Consider the following 12,593-nt stretch of genomic DNA (forward strand, 5'->3'; position numbering starts at 1 on the left):
TCCCTCCCGCGACCGAGCATGCGAGAGGCGCGGCCGAGCCGTGTCCGGCGGAGGCCGCGCCTCTCATCATCCCAAGCGAGTGCTACGGGCGCGTCGTCGGGCTCAGGGTGAGCGCCGGGTCCCGGCTGACCACCGGGTCCAGGATCACGTCGATCTTGGTCAGCAGCCCCTCGTCGAGCGTGACGCCGGCCGCCTTGACGTTCTCGTGCACCTGCTCCGGACGGGACGCGCCGATGATCGCCGCGGACACGTTCGGGTTCTGCAGCACCCACGCGACGGCGAGCTGGGCGAGCGAGAGCCCGGCCTCGTCGGCCAGCGGGCGCAACTGCTGCACCCGGGTGAGCACGTCGTCGGTGAGCATCCGGGACACGAAGTCCTGGCCGCCCTTGTCGTCGGTGGCGCGCGATCCGGCCGGCGGCGGTCGGCCCGGCAGGTACTTGCCGGTGAGCACGCCCTGCGCGATCGGCGACCAGACGATCTGGCCCAGTCCCAGCTCCTCGGAGGTCGGCACCACCTCGGCCTCGATCACCCGCCACAACATCGAGTACTGCGGCTGGTTGGAGATCAGCGGCACCCGCAGCTCGCGGGCGAGTTCGGCGCCCGCGCGAATCTGCTCGGCATTCCACTCGGAGACGCCGATGTACAGCGCCTTGCCCGAGCGGACCACGTCGGCGAAGGCCGACATGGTCTCTTCCAGCGGCGTCGCGTAGTCGAAGCGGTGCGCCTGGTAGAGGTCGACGTAGTCGGTGCCGAGTCGGGACAGCGAACCGTCGATCGACTCCAGGATGTGCTTGCGCGACAGACCCCGGTCGTTGCGACCGGGGCCGGTGGGCCAGTAGACCTTGGTGAAGATCTCCAGGCCCTCGCGGCGCTCGCCCTTCAGCGCCCGTCCCAGCACCGATTCCGCGCGCGTCTCCGCGTACACGTCCGCGGTGTCGAACGTGGTGATCCCGCAGTCGAGCGCGGCCCGCACACAGGCGAGCGCCGCGTCCTCTTCCACCTGGGAGCCGTGGGTGAGCCAGTTGCCGTAGGCGATCTCGCTGATTTCGAGACCGCTGCGGCCGAGGTGTCGGAATTCCATGCGAACACCCTATGTCGGCCCCCCACGCGGCCACGGCCGCACCACCGCCCACAACACTCCCACCGACCCCGGGCGCCACCGGTCGGCCCGGGGCGCCGTCACCGGCGAGGACCGTTGCTCAGCGCACGGTCTTCTCGCCGACCAGGTGCAGGATCGGCGCGATCGACCGATACGGGTCGCGGCGGGACGCGTCCTCCTCGCAGGCGAGCAGGTTCGTCCAGGCCTTCTGGCCGCGCGGCGGCTCGGCGTCGTCCGGCTGGAGACCACTGAAGACGCCCACTCCGTACCAGTCCAGCACCGGCGCGCCCAGGTCGGCGAGCACCGTGCACAGGCCCTCGACGGTGTCCGCCCGCAACGTGCCGCCGGCCGGGTTGGGGTACGTGGTCGCGGACAGGCCCTTGAGCGTCGCGGTCCACTGGGCCGCGGCGCCCGCGCGCATCGCCAACGAGCCGGCATTGCGCGAGGTGACCGAGATCAGCCCGCCCTGGGTCATCATCCGGGCCAGCGCGGCGAGCATGCCGTCCGGTTCGGGCTGGGCCTCCAGCACGTCGTGGCAGATGGCCAGGTCGAAGCTGCCCGGCGGGAAGTGCCGGCCGGCCTCGGCGCCGTCACCCTCGACCAGGCGCATCCGGCCCTGGACGTCGGTGCCCTCGTGGACCAGGTCCTCGTGCAGCTGGGTGAGCACGTCGGTGTCGGTGTTCACCGACGTGACGATGTGTCCGGCGCGGGCGAGCAGGATGCCGGGCGAGGCCGGTCCGCAGCCGACGTCCAGGACCCGCAGCGGGCCCCGGTCGCGCAGTCGCGTCATGTGTTCGGCCAACTGGCGGGCCACCAATTCGCGACGGACCTGGGTGTGCAGGTCGCCGGTCAGCCCGGTGATCGTGGTCATGTGACCTTCTCGCCTCGTTTGACCTGCGGCTTGGGCAGCCGCAGCCGACGGAGCTGGAGACTGCGCATCAGTGCGTAGGGCGTGACGCCCTTGAGGTTCTCCTTGGGGAACTTCGCCCGCAGGGCCTTCTTCAAGCCCAGGTTGACCCGGATGGAGTCGAGGATGATCAGCAGGATCACCGCGATCCACAGGAAGAGCGAGAAGTTCTTCACCGCGAGGCTGGGCAGGATGCTCAGGATCAGGATGATCACGGCCGAGGGCAGGAAGAACTCGCCGACCGTGTAGCGCGCGTCGACGTAGTTGCGGGCGAACCGGCGCAGCGGTCCCCGGTCCCGAGCCGGCAGCGCCCGCTCGTCGCCGGTCAGCAGCGCCTGGCGCTGCGCCTCGCGCTCCTCGCGCATCCGCATCCGCGCCTGCTTACGCGCCTGCTTGGGGTCCTTGGCGACGGACACCTTGGTCCTGCGGTTGGCCTGGGCGTCGCTGCGCTTGGGCGTGGGCCGGCCCTTGGGGGCCTGGGGGTCCCGGACGGCCTGCGAACCCTGGAGACGCTCCAGGGACTGCTCGGCGGTCTCGGGCTCTGCGTGGGAACGTCGTCGGAACACGCTCAAAGCCTACGTGTTGGAGCCGGCCGACATTTCAAGGCTCCCCGGATCCGGTGCGAGAGGGATGCGGAACTCTCACGGGCGGGAACACGTCAAGTGAGGCAAAGCCCTGCTGCCACAAGGTCGCTTGGGCATTTAGGCTTCAGGGAGCAGCACGGGTTGCCTACGAAGGGGGCACGCGAGGCCCATGAGCGGTGTAATGAAGCGAATGGCGATGATCTTCCGTGCGAAGGCCAACAAGGCCCTCGACAAGGCCGAGGATCCACGCGAGATGCTCGACTACTCGTACCAGAAGCAACTTGAGCTGTTGCAGAAGGTGCGCCGGGGCGTGGCCGATGTGGCGACCTCCCGCAAGCGGCTCGAATTGCAGATGACCGGTCTGCAGCAGCAGTCGGGCAAGCTCGAGGACCAGGGCCGCAAGGCGCTGGCGCTCGGTCGCGAGGATCTGGCCCGCGAGGCGCTCATGCGCCGCTCGGGTGTGCAGCAGCAGATCTCGGACCTCGGTACCCAACACCAGAACCTCCAGGCGGAGGAGGAGAAGCTCGTCCTGGCCTCGCAGCGACTGCAGGCCAAGGTGGACGCGTTCCGTACCCGCAAGGAGACGATCAAGGCGACCTACACGGCCGCCGAGGCCCAGGCGCGGATCGGCGGCGCGGTCGCCGGCATCTCCGAGGAGATGGGCGACGTCGGGCTCGCGATCCAGCGGGCCGAGGACAAGACCGCGCAGATGCAGGCCCGGGCGGGCGCGATCGACGAGCTGCTCGCCTCCGGTGCGCTCGACGACCCGACCGGGATGGCGAAGGACGACATCACCGCGGAGCTGGAGCGTTTGTCCAGCACGTCGGACGTGGAACTGGAGCTGGAGCGGATGAAGGCCGAGCTCTCCGGTGGCACCCCGCCGCCGGCGATCGGCCCCGGACAGCCCCGGCCGCGTTTCGACAAGCAGGGAGACGGCACATGATCGTGCGGATCGTGGGTGAGGGCCAGCTCGACGTCGCGGCGGAGCACCTGGATGTGCTCAACCGGTTCGACGACGAGCTTCAGGTCGCGCTGGAGAGCGGCGAGGACGCCGCCTTCCGCGCGGCGTTGACCGCGCTCCTGTCCAAGGTCCGCGAGGTCGGCACCGCGGTGCCGGATGACGAGATCGTGCCCTCGGACCTGCTGTTGCCGGCCGAGGACGCACATGTGGACGAGGTCAGGAAGATGCTGAGCGCGGACGGTCTGATCCCGGGCTGACGCGACTACCGCTCCTCCGTGCTGCGTGTGGGCGGGGGGGGGGGGGGGGGCGCCCCCCCCCCCCGCCCCCCCCCCCCCCCCCCCCCCCCCCCGCTCATGCGTCACGGCAGCGCCGCCGGCGGCTACGGCAGGGCCAACATGCGGTCGAGCGCGACCTTGGCGAACTTCTCGGTCTCCGCGTCCACCCGGATCCGGTTGACCACGTTGCCCTCGACCAGCGACTCCAGCGTCCACACCAGGTGCGGCAGGTCGATCCGGTTCATCGTCGAGCAGAAGCACACCGTCTTGTCCAGGAAGACGACCTGCTTGTCGGGGTGCGCCGCGGCCACCCGGCGGACCAGGTTGAGCTCGGTGCCGATCGCCCACGCCGAACCCGGCTCGGCCGCGTCCAGCGTGTTGATGATGTATTCGGTCGAGCCGACGTAGTCGGCCGCGGTGACCACCTCGTGCCGGCACTCCGGGTGCACGAGCACGTTGACCCCGGGGATCCGGGCGCGCACCTCCTCGACGGAGCTCACGTCGAACCGCCCGTGCACCGAGCAGTGTCCGCGCCACAGGATCATCTTGGCCGCGCGCAGCTGCTCACGGGTGAGGCCGCCGCCCGGCTTGTGCGGGTTGTACAGCACGCAGTCGTCCAGGCTCAGCCCCATCTCCAGCACCGCGGTGTTGCGGCCCAGGTGCTGGTCGGGCAGGAAAAGCACCTTCTCGCCCTGCTCGAAGGCCCAGTCCAGGGCCCGCCGGGCATTGGAGGACGTGCATATCGTGCCGCCGTTGCGGCCGGTGAACGCCTTGATGTCGGCCGACGAGTTCATGTACGACACCGGCACGGTGACGTCGGCGATGCCCGCGTCGGCGAGCACGTCCCAGCACTCCTCGACCTGCTCCGAGGTGGCCATGTCGGCCATCGAGCAGCCCGCGGCCAGGTCCGGCAGGATCACCTGCTGCTCGTCGGAGGTGAGGATGTCGGCGCTCTCGGCCATGAAGTGCACACCGCAGAAGACGATGTACGGCGCGTCCGGACGGGCCGCCGCCTCGCGTGCGAGCTTGAAGGAGTCGCCGGTCACGTCGGCGAATTCGATCACCTCGTCGCGCTGGTAGTGGTGCCCCAGGATGAACACCTTGTCGCCGAGCCGCTCCTTCGCCGCCCGGGCCCGGGCCACCAGGTCCGGGTCGGAGGGCGAGGGCAGGTCACCGGGACACTCGACGCCCCGTTCGCTGCGCGGGTCGGCGGCGCGCCCGAGCATCAGCAGCGCGAGCGGCGTCGGCTGCACCCCGGGCGGCAGGTCCAGATCGTGTGTCGCGGTCACGGCGCGCACCTCTTCTCGTCTAATTGACACTAATAATCCTATCCTGTTCGTGTCAGGCTGACGAGAGTGGGGGTGTGCGACCATGAGTAAAACGCGAGGGCCCGAAGCATGATGTGGGAATAGGGCCGAGCCACCGTCGGTTGCCGAGGGTGGAAGTGGCGTACGACTGACGAACCACCACGTGGGAGCTTGCAGATGACTGTCCAGGACGAGACCACCAAGACCGGTGGCATCCTCCTCAGCGATGAGGCGGCGGCCAAGGTCAAGACTCTGCTGGAGCAAGAGGGTCGCGACGATCTCGCGCTGCGCGTGGCCGTCCAGCCCGGCGGTTGTTCCGGCATGCGGTACCAGCTGTTCTTCGACGAGCGTTCGCTCGACGGCGACGTCGTGGCCGACTTCAACGGTGTCTCGGTCGTCACGGACCGGATGAGCTCGCCGTATCTGAGCGGCGCCACGATCGACTTCGTGGACACCATCGAGAAGCAGGGCTTCACGATCGACAACCCGAACGCGGCCGGCTCCTGCGCGTGTGGCGACTCGTTCCACTGATTCGCCGCCTCGCACCCCGCTGAACTCCGACGCCGCGTCGACCCGAAAGGGTCGGCGCGGCGTCGTCGTGCGTGGGCTCGGTCGGGCGCCGGTCTCAACCGGCCGAGAAGGGGTTGCCGCCCGGTGTGATGCGGGCGCCGGTCTCGGCGTCGACGAGCGTGCGGGTGCCCAGGGGTGTGGGAAGCGTCACGTCGGCTTTGTTCTCCACGGCCATCTCCGTGCACACGTCGCCGGTGCGGGTGACCTCCACGCGGATGGCGACCTGCGTCGCCGACTCGCTCGCGACCAGGAGGCGGTTGGTCTCGCACTGACCGCCCCACAGCCAGGCGGTCAGCGTGCGGCCGTCGGGGGCCACCGTGTAGCGGCTGAACCGGGTGTCCTGCTGGGCCGGGTAATAGGTGTGCGGGGTGCCCGGCGACAGGTTCGGGGACGACGTCGAGGTGTCCGGGCCCGCGCCGTTGGCGGATGCGGGCGCACTCGGTCGGTCCTGCGCGGGGTCGGCGGATGGTGCGGCCGGCCGGGTCGCCGCGGAGCCGGCCCGGTCGGCGGTATCGGAACGGGGCGACCCGTCGTCGCCGAGCACCGCCCAGGTGCCGCCGCCGATGCCGAGCACCGCGACGATCGCGAGCCCGACGACCAACGGCCGCCGGCGTGCGGTGGGTTCGGGTCGAATTCCTTCGTCGTGCTCACCGTGGGTACGCATGACGATTCGACGCGGGTCGAGCCGGCGCGGTTCCCCCGGGCGGTGGTCAGTCGCCGTATTCGGACATGCCGGCCACGAGCGTCGCGCCGTGCGCGGGAACGTCGGTGGCGGGGGCGTGCGAACCGGCGGGCGCGGCCTTGATGGGCATGCGTTCCGGGCCCGGAGTGGTCCACGACGCGTCGATGTGACGGCAGTCACCGCGCAGGTCGTCGAGCGTCTCGGGCTCGGCCTGGGACGGCATCACGGGCATCGGGGACATTTCACGACTCCTTGTACCGGGGATCTTCAGCGTAAGTCGCACGGAGCGTGACGGCACGGTCTACCGACCGGTAGTTTTCGAGGGAGACACGACCGAGGTGGGATAACGTGTGCGAGTTTTCCCTTTCTCGTACCTCCCGTACGCCACTCTCCCCGTCCTCCACATAGGAGACACGCGCCATGCGCATTGCCGTGACCGGGTCGATCGCCACCGACCACCTCATGACATTTCCCGGTCGGTTCTCCGACCAGCTCGTCTCGGACAAGCTGCACGTGGTCTCGTTGTCCTTCCTCGTCGACAAGCTGGACATCCGGCGTGGCGGTGTCGCGCCGAACATCTGCTTCGGGATGGGGTGCCTGGGGTTGTCGCCGATCCTGGTCGGCGCCGCCGGGGCGGACTTCGTCGACTATCGCTCGTGGTTGGACCGCCACCACGTGGACACCGAGTCCGTGCACATCTCGCCGACCCACCACACCGCTCGGTTCGTCTGCACGACGGACGAGGAGCACAACCAGATCGCGTCCTTCTATACCGGCGCGATGAGCGAGGCCCGCGAGATCGAACTGCGGCCGGTGGCCGACCGGGTCGGCGGCCTGGACCTGGTCGTGATCGGCGCGAACGACCCCGAGGCGATGTTGCGGCACAGCGACGAGTGCCGCGATCGCGGCTACCCGTTCGCGGCCGACCCCTCGCAGCAGCTCGCCCGGATGGAGGGCGAGGACATCCGTCGGCTCATCGACGGCGCCGCGTACCTGCTCACCAACGAGTACGAGAGCGCGCTGATCGTGCAGAAGACCGGCTGGTCCGAGGCCGACATCCTGAAGAAGGTCGGCGTGCGGGTCACCACGCTGGGCCCGAGCGGGGTCAAGGTCGAGCAGGAGGGCGCGGAGCCCATCGTCGTGCCGTGCCCCGCGGAGGACGCCAAGGTCGATCCGACGGGTGTGGGCGACGGGTTCCGGGCCGGGTTCCTGTCCGGGATCTCGTGGGGGCTGTCGCTGGAGCGGTCGGCGCAGGTCGGCAACATGCTGGCGACGCTGGTCATCGAGACGGTCGGGACGCAGGAGTATTCGCTGCGGCGGACCTCGTTCCTGGGGCGGTTCGCGCGCGCGTACGGGGATGCGGCGGCCTCCGAGGTTGCGGCGCACATTCCGACCTGACCTCGGGCCCGGCGGCACTCGGGCAGGGGGCGCGAGGTTGGCCTCGAGCGCCGGCCGGGCCGGACCCCACCGGCCCGGCCGGCGCTCGGGGGTCAGGTTCGGCGGCGGACCACGTAGGCGTGGCCCCGGGGGCGGGGGTCGGTGCGGATGAATTCGTGGCCGGTCATTTCGCACCATGCGGGGATGTCGAGGGCCGAGGCTTCGTCGTCGGAGAGGACCGTGACCAGCGTGCCGTCCTCGACGTCGAGGATGCGTTTGGCCAATTCGATCACCGGGATCGGGCAGCGGCGGCCAAGGGCGTCGACGATCACGCCGGTCTCGGTCGCCGTCGGCGCGGATGCGGGGGTGTGCGCGACCACCGCGCGGAGCCGGGCGACCAGGCCCGGGAGGAGGGCCAGGAAGCGGTCCACCTCGGCCTCGGCCGTGCCCCGCGGCAGCGACACGCGGATGTTGCCGTGGGACAACACGCCCATCGCCTCCAGGACATGGCTGGGGGTCAGCGTCGAGGACGTGCACGAGGAACCCGACGACACCGCGAAGCCCGCCTTGTCCAACTCGGTCAACAGGGCCTCGCCGTCGACGTACAGACAGGAGAACGTGACGATGTGCGGGAGTCGGTGGAGCGGATCGCCGACCACCTCGACATCGGGCACGGTCTCCCGAACGCGGGTGCGGATGCGATCGACCAGCGCGGACAACCGCCGATCCTCGTCGGCCGACTCGGTGCTCACCGCGCCCAGCGCGACCGCCGCCGCGACGATCGCCGGCACGTTCTCGAAGCCGGGCACCCGCCGCGCCTCGCGCTCGTCGTAGGGCAGCGCCGACGCGTAGCGGGTGCCCTTGCGCACCACGAGCAGGCCGACCCCCGCCGGACCGCCCCACTTGTGCGCACTCGCGGTCAACACCGACCAACCGTCCGGCACCGACATCCGGCCCACCGACTGCGCGGCGTCCACGAGCAGGGGCACGCCCGCCTCCTGACACGCCGTCACCACCTCGGCGATCGGCTGCACCGTACCCACCTCGTGGTTGGCGCTTTGCACGCACGCGAGTGCGGTATCCGAACGAAGTGCCGAGGCGAACGCCGACATGTCGAGTCGGCCCGTACGGTCCACCCCCGTCCGGGTGATTTCCGCGACCGTTCCGCGCTGCTCCGAACGGGCCGCGTGGGCATCCGCGGTGTGCAGTACACAAGAGTGTTCGACCGCGCCGACGACCAGATGCGCGCCCACCCGGCGGCGGCCGGCGAGCACGCCGAGCATGCCCAACTGCACCGCCTGTGTCCCGGATGTGGTGAATGACACTTCGTCGGATCGGGCGCCCAACACGGAAGCCACGGTCTCCCGCGCGGCGTCGAGCAGCATTCGGGCTCGTCGACCGTCGTAATAGCCGCGTGCCGGATCGGCCCAGCCTTCGTCGAGGGTGCTCAGGAAGGCCGCTTTCGCAGCCGGGTGCAGTGGTTCGGTGGAGGCCGCGTCGAAATACGCCATGGGTCGGACGGTAGCCAATACCGGAATCCCGGGCTCGTTCGGGCCGTTCGCCCGAACGGACGCACCGGTACATCTACCCGGCCCGCCACACCAGACCTCCGCGCGCGACCCGAATAGGGCTGGAGTAGGGTTTGGCCCGCAGAAACATCCATACCTGTCCGCGCAACGGGTCGCCAGGGAAGAAAAGTTCCCCACCTCGACTCGCGCGCGGGCGAGACATTCGGGAAGGCGCTACGTGAGTCCCTACGGCTCCGACCGCTCGCCGCGGCGCTGGATGCGGCGCAGGGTGCCGCAGCTGCTGGCTCTGGGCCTCGTCATTGCGACCGCCACCGGCTGCTCCGTCGATTCCAAGGACCTGCCGAGACTCGGCCTGCCCAACCCTGTCACCGAGCAGGGTCCGCGAGTCCTGTCGCTCTGGCAGGGCGCCTGGATTGCAGCGCTGATCGTCGGGGCCGTGGTGTGGGGGCTCATCCTGTGGAGCGTCGCGTTCCACCGCCGGTCGCGCACCAAGATCGAGATCCCGCCGCAGACGCGGTACAACCTCCCCATCGAGGTTCTGTACACGGTCATCCCCGGCATCATGATCGCGGTCTTCTTCTACTTCACCGCGCGTGACGAGACCAAGCTCGAAGAACTCTCCAAGAATCCCGACAACGTGATCAACGTGGTCGGCGTGCAGTGGAGCTGGTCCTTCAACTACAAGGGCGACCCGGCCGACGGCACGGTCGACGTCTACGAGCAGGGCACGCCCGGCAAGCCGCCGACGCTCTACCTGCCCGTGAAGGAGTCCGTCCGGTTCGACCTGACCTCGCCGGACGTCATCCACTCGTTCTGGGTCCCGAACTTCCTGTACAAGAAGGACATCATCCCGGGCCGAACGAACAAGTTCGAGGTCGTCCCGACGAAGAAGGGCACGTACGGCGGCAAGTGCGCCGAACTGTGCGGTGTGGACCACTCGCGCATGCTCTTCAACGTGAAGATCGTGGACAAGGCCGCATACGTCCAGCACCTGAAGGAGCTGGCCGCGAAGGGCCAGACCGGCGAGCTGCGCAGCAAGATCAACGAGCCGGCCCCCGTTGAAGCGCACGGGAAGAAGTGACGAGTGACAATCCTCAGTGAGCCACAGACCGTGGCCCCGGACGGACCCCCGCCGGTCCGCCGCAAGGAGCCCGGGAACATCGTCATCAAGTGGATGACGACCACGGACCACAAGACGATCGGGTCGATGTACCTGATCACCTCCTTCGTCTTCTTCTGCATCGGTGGTGTGCTCGCGCTGCTCATGCGCGCGGAGCTGGCCCGCCCCGGTACGCAGTTCATGTCGAACGAGCAGTTCAACCAGTCGTTCACGATGCACGGCACGATCATGCTGCTGATGTTCGCGACGCCGCTGTTCGCGGGCTTCACGAACTGGATCATGCCGCTGCAGATCGGCGCGCCCGACGTCGCGTTCCCGCGCCTGAACATGTTCGCCTACTGGCTCTACCTGTTCGGCTCGATCATCGCGGTGGCCGGCTTCATCACCCCGCAGGGTGCCGCCGACTTCGGCTGGTTCGCGTACGCGCCGCTGTCCGACTCGGTCCGCTCGCCGGGCATCGGCGGCGACATGTGGATCATGGGTCTGGCGATGTCGGGCTTCGGCACCATCCTCGGCGCCGTCAACTTCATCACCACGATCATCTGCATGCGCGCGCCCGGTCTGACCATGTTCCGGATGTCGATCTTCTGCTGGAACGTGCTGCTGACCTCGGTCCTGGTCCTGATGGCGTTCCCGGTCCTGGCCGCGGCGCTGTTCGCGCTGGAAGCCGACCGCAAGTTCGGTACCCACATCTTCGATCCGGCCAACGGCGGACCGATCCTGTGGCAGCACCTCTTCTGGTTCTTCGGCCATCCCGAGGTGTACATCATCGCGTTGCCGTTCTTCGGCATCGTGTCGGAGATCATCCCGGTCTTCTCGCGCAAGCCGATGTTCGGTTACAAGAGCCTGATCGCCGCGACCATCTCGATCGCGGGCCTGTCGGTCACCGTGTGGGCGCACCACATGTTCCCGACCGGCGCGGTCATGTTGCCGTTCTTCTCCTTCATGACGTTCCTGATCGCCGTACCGACCGGCGTGAAGTTCTTCAACTGGATCGGCACCATGTGGCGCGGCTCGTTGTCCTTCGAGACACCGATGTTGTGGACCGTCGGCTTCCTGGTGACCTTCGCGTTCGGTGGCCTCACCGGCGTCATCCTGGCCTCGCCGCCGCTGGACTTCCACGTCTCCGACACCTACTTCGTGGTGGCGCACTTCCACTACGTGGTGTTCGGCACCGTGGTGTTCGCGATGTTCGCGGGCTTCCACTTCTGGTGGCCCAAGTTCACCGGCAAGATGCTCGACGAGCGGCTGGGCAAGATCACCTTCTGGACGCTGTTCATCGGCTTCCACACCACGTTCCTGGTGCAGCACTGGCTGGGTGCCGAGGGCATGGCCCGCCGGTACGCGGACTACCTGGACAAGGAAGGCTTCACCACGCTGAACACGATCTCGACCCTGGGCTCGTTCCTGCTGGGTCTGTCGATCCTGCCGTTCTTCTACAACATCTGGAAGACGCACAAGTACGGCAAGAAGATCACCGTGGACGACCCGTGGGGCTACGGCCGTTCGCTGGAGTGGGCGACCTCCTGTCCGCCGCCTCGGCACAACTTCACGAGCATTCCGCGGATCCGTTCCGAGGCCCCCGCGTTCGACCTCCACCACCCGGAGATCGCCGCGCTGGAGTACCTCACCGACGAGCGTTCCGAGGCATCGCCCGAGCTGGCGAAGGGAGCCGAGAAGTGAAGTTCAACGGTGTCCTGTTCGCCGTCCTGGCCGTGTTCCTGCTGCCGGTGACGATCATCTACTGGGTGCTCTCCGAGGACCCGACCGGCACCACCGCGCTGTCGCTGACCTTCGGTCTGTCGCTGATGATCGGGTTCTACCTGATCTTCACCGCGCGCCGGATGGACCTGCTCGCGCAGGACAACGAAGAGGGCGAGATCGCCGACGACGCCGGCGAGCTGGGCTTCTTCGCCCCGCACAGCTGGCAGCCGCTGATGCTGGGGGTCGGCTCGGCCCTGCTGTTCCTGGGCGTCATCTTCGGCTGGTGGCTGGCGATGTTCGCCGCGCCGATCGTCGCGATCGGTGTCTGGGGCTGGGTCTTCGAGTTCTACCGGGGTGCGGACCAGCGCTACTAGCGCTACCGATTCGCAACCTTCGCAATACGGTTTCGCCACAAGGCCGATCACCCGAATGGGTGGTCGGCCTTGTGTGATATCTACAGAGGACTCCTCGACGACCC

The 12,593-nt window shown here is 68.6% G+C and carries 14 protein-coding genes; 7 read left to right on the forward strand and 7 right to left on the reverse strand.

The features are described from left to right. Positions 1-82: 82 nt before the first annotated feature. The 3 genes from ACIBM5_RS05670 to ACIBM5_RS05680 all read right to left on the reverse strand — a co-directional run bounded on the left by ACIBM5_RS05670 (position 83) and on the right by ACIBM5_RS05680 (position 2,572). Positions 83-1,081: an aldo/keto reductase family protein gene (locus tag ACIBM5_RS05670; protein WP_391582706.1), complete on the reverse strand. Its 999-nt coding sequence runs from the start codon at positions 1,079-1,081 to the stop codon at positions 83-85. 118 nt (positions 1,082-1,199) lie between these two features. Continuing rightward, entirely contained in the window at positions 1,200-1,970 is a 771-nt protein-coding gene (locus ACIBM5_RS05675; protein WP_396005558.1) for a class I SAM-dependent methyltransferase, read from the reverse strand. Further along, positions 1,967-2,572, reverse strand: coding sequence for a DUF3043 domain-containing protein (locus tag ACIBM5_RS05680; RefSeq protein ID WP_391582704.1), 606 nt, complete (start codon positions 2,570-2,572; stop codon positions 1,967-1,969). The genes ACIBM5_RS05675 and ACIBM5_RS05680 overlap by 4 nt, the downstream gene beginning before the upstream one ends. 187 nt (positions 2,573-2,759) lie before the next feature. Here ACIBM5_RS05680 and ACIBM5_RS05685 point away from each other — a divergent pair, with 187 nt between their 5' ends. Next, positions 2,760-3,533 carry a PspA/IM30 family protein gene (locus ACIBM5_RS05685; protein ID WP_079026675.1) on the forward strand — a complete coding sequence of 258 codons (774 nt, stop codon included), beginning with the start codon at positions 2,760-2,762 and terminating at the stop codon, positions 3,531-3,533. Further along, positions 3,530-3,808: a hypothetical protein gene (locus ACIBM5_RS05690; protein ID WP_391582703.1), complete on the forward strand. Its 279-nt coding sequence runs from the start codon at positions 3,530-3,532 to the stop codon at positions 3,806-3,808. The genes ACIBM5_RS05685 and ACIBM5_RS05690 overlap by 4 nt, the downstream gene beginning before the upstream one ends. A 122-nt stretch (positions 3,809-3,930) precedes the next feature. Here the strand turns inward: ACIBM5_RS05690 and nadA are convergent, their stop codons facing one another. Continuing rightward, on the reverse strand, positions 3,931-5,115 hold the full coding sequence (nadA, locus tag ACIBM5_RS05695) for a quinolinate synthase NadA (protein ID WP_396005559.1): 1,185 nt from the start codon (positions 5,113-5,115) through the stop codon (positions 3,931-3,933). A gap of 195 nt (positions 5,116-5,310) precedes the next feature. Here nadA and ACIBM5_RS05700 point away from each other — a divergent pair, with 195 nt between their 5' ends. After that, the gene (locus tag ACIBM5_RS05700) at positions 5,311-5,664 is read left to right on the forward strand and encodes an iron-sulfur cluster assembly accessory protein (RefSeq protein ID WP_020553010.1); all 354 of its coding nucleotides are present in this window, start codon (positions 5,311-5,313) and stop codon (positions 5,662-5,664) included. 94 nt (positions 5,665-5,758) lie between these two features. On the opposite strand, the gene ACIBM5_RS05705 is transcribed toward ACIBM5_RS05700, so the two are convergent. Beyond that, positions 5,759-6,367, reverse strand: coding sequence for a hypothetical protein (locus tag ACIBM5_RS05705; protein WP_396005560.1), 609 nt, complete (start codon positions 6,365-6,367; stop codon positions 5,759-5,761). 46 nt (positions 6,368-6,413) lie between these two features. After that, a complete protein-coding gene (locus ACIBM5_RS05710; protein ID WP_396005561.1) occupies positions 6,414-6,626 on the reverse strand; it encodes a hypothetical protein in 213 nt (70 codons plus the stop codon). 179 nt (positions 6,627-6,805) lie between these two features. On the opposite strand from ACIBM5_RS05710, the gene ACIBM5_RS05715 reads away from it, so the two are divergent. Then, positions 6,806-7,783: a carbohydrate kinase family protein gene (locus ACIBM5_RS05715; protein ID WP_396005562.1), complete on the forward strand. Its 978-nt coding sequence runs from the start codon at positions 6,806-6,808 to the stop codon at positions 7,781-7,783. Positions 7,784-7,875: 92 nt separating this feature from the next. Here the strand turns inward: ACIBM5_RS05715 and ACIBM5_RS05720 are convergent, their stop codons facing one another. Continuing rightward, complete coding sequence (locus ACIBM5_RS05720; RefSeq protein WP_396005564.1) at positions 7,876-9,273, reverse strand: cysteine desulfurase/sulfurtransferase TusA family protein; 1,398 nt, start codon at positions 9,271-9,273, stop codon at positions 7,876-7,878. A gap of 235 nt (positions 9,274-9,508) precedes the next feature. Between ACIBM5_RS05720 and coxB the strand changes: the two genes are divergently transcribed. The 3 genes from coxB to ACIBM5_RS05735 are packed head-to-tail and all read left to right on the forward strand — an operon-like array spanning position 9,509 to position 12,489. Beyond that, the gene (gene coxB, locus ACIBM5_RS05725; protein WP_396005565.1) at positions 9,509-10,372 is read left to right on the forward strand and encodes a cytochrome c oxidase subunit II; all 864 of its coding nucleotides are present in this window, start codon (positions 9,509-9,511) and stop codon (positions 10,370-10,372) included. Between the two features lie 3 nt (positions 10,373-10,375). Continuing rightward, entirely contained in the window at positions 10,376-12,094 is a 1,719-nt protein-coding gene (gene ctaD, locus ACIBM5_RS05730; protein ID WP_391582697.1) for a cytochrome c oxidase subunit I, read from the forward strand. Further along, entirely contained in the window at positions 12,091-12,489 is a 399-nt protein-coding gene (locus ACIBM5_RS05735; RefSeq protein ID WP_020553003.1) for a cytochrome c oxidase subunit 4, read from the forward strand. Before ctaD ends, ACIBM5_RS05735 begins: the two co-directional genes overlap by 4 nt. Positions 12,490-12,593: the final 104 nt, after the last annotated feature.

Source organism: Embleya sp. NPDC050493 (assembly GCF_044458105.1).
Lineage (GTDB): Bacteria > Actinomycetota > Actinomycetes > Streptomycetales > Streptomycetaceae > Embleya.

Bases quoted from the DNA above. Each gene is read 5' to 3' on its own strand.
- ACIBM5_RS05670 (WP_391582706.1), bottom strand. From the start codon at position 1,081: ATGGAATTCCGACACCTCGGCCGCAGCGGTCTCGAAATCAGCGAGATC.
- ACIBM5_RS05675 (WP_396005558.1), bottom strand. From the start codon at position 1,970: ATGACCACGATCACCGGGCTGACCGGCGACCTGCACACCCAGGTCCGT.
- ACIBM5_RS05685 (WP_079026675.1), top strand. From the start codon at position 2,760: ATGAGCGGTGTAATGAAGCGAATGGCGATGATCTTCCGTGCGAAGGCC.
- ACIBM5_RS05690 (WP_391582703.1), top strand. From the start codon at position 3,530: ATGATCGTGCGGATCGTGGGTGAGGGCCAGCTCGACGTCGCGGCGGAG.
- ACIBM5_RS05700 (WP_020553010.1), top strand. From the start codon at position 5,311: ATGACTGTCCAGGACGAGACCACCAAGACCGGTGGCATCCTCCTCAGC.
- ACIBM5_RS05705 (WP_396005560.1), bottom strand. From the start codon at position 6,367: ATGCGTACCCACGGTGAGCACGACGAAGGAATTCGACCCGAACCCACC.
- ACIBM5_RS05710 (WP_396005561.1), bottom strand. From the start codon at position 6,626: ATGTCCCCGATGCCCGTGATGCCGTCCCAGGCCGAGCCCGAGACGCTC.
- ACIBM5_RS05715 (WP_396005562.1), top strand. From the start codon at position 6,806: ATGCGCATTGCCGTGACCGGGTCGATCGCCACCGACCACCTCATGACA.
- ACIBM5_RS05720 (WP_396005564.1), bottom strand. From the start codon at position 9,273: ATGGCGTATTTCGACGCGGCCTCCACCGAACCACTGCACCCGGCTGCG.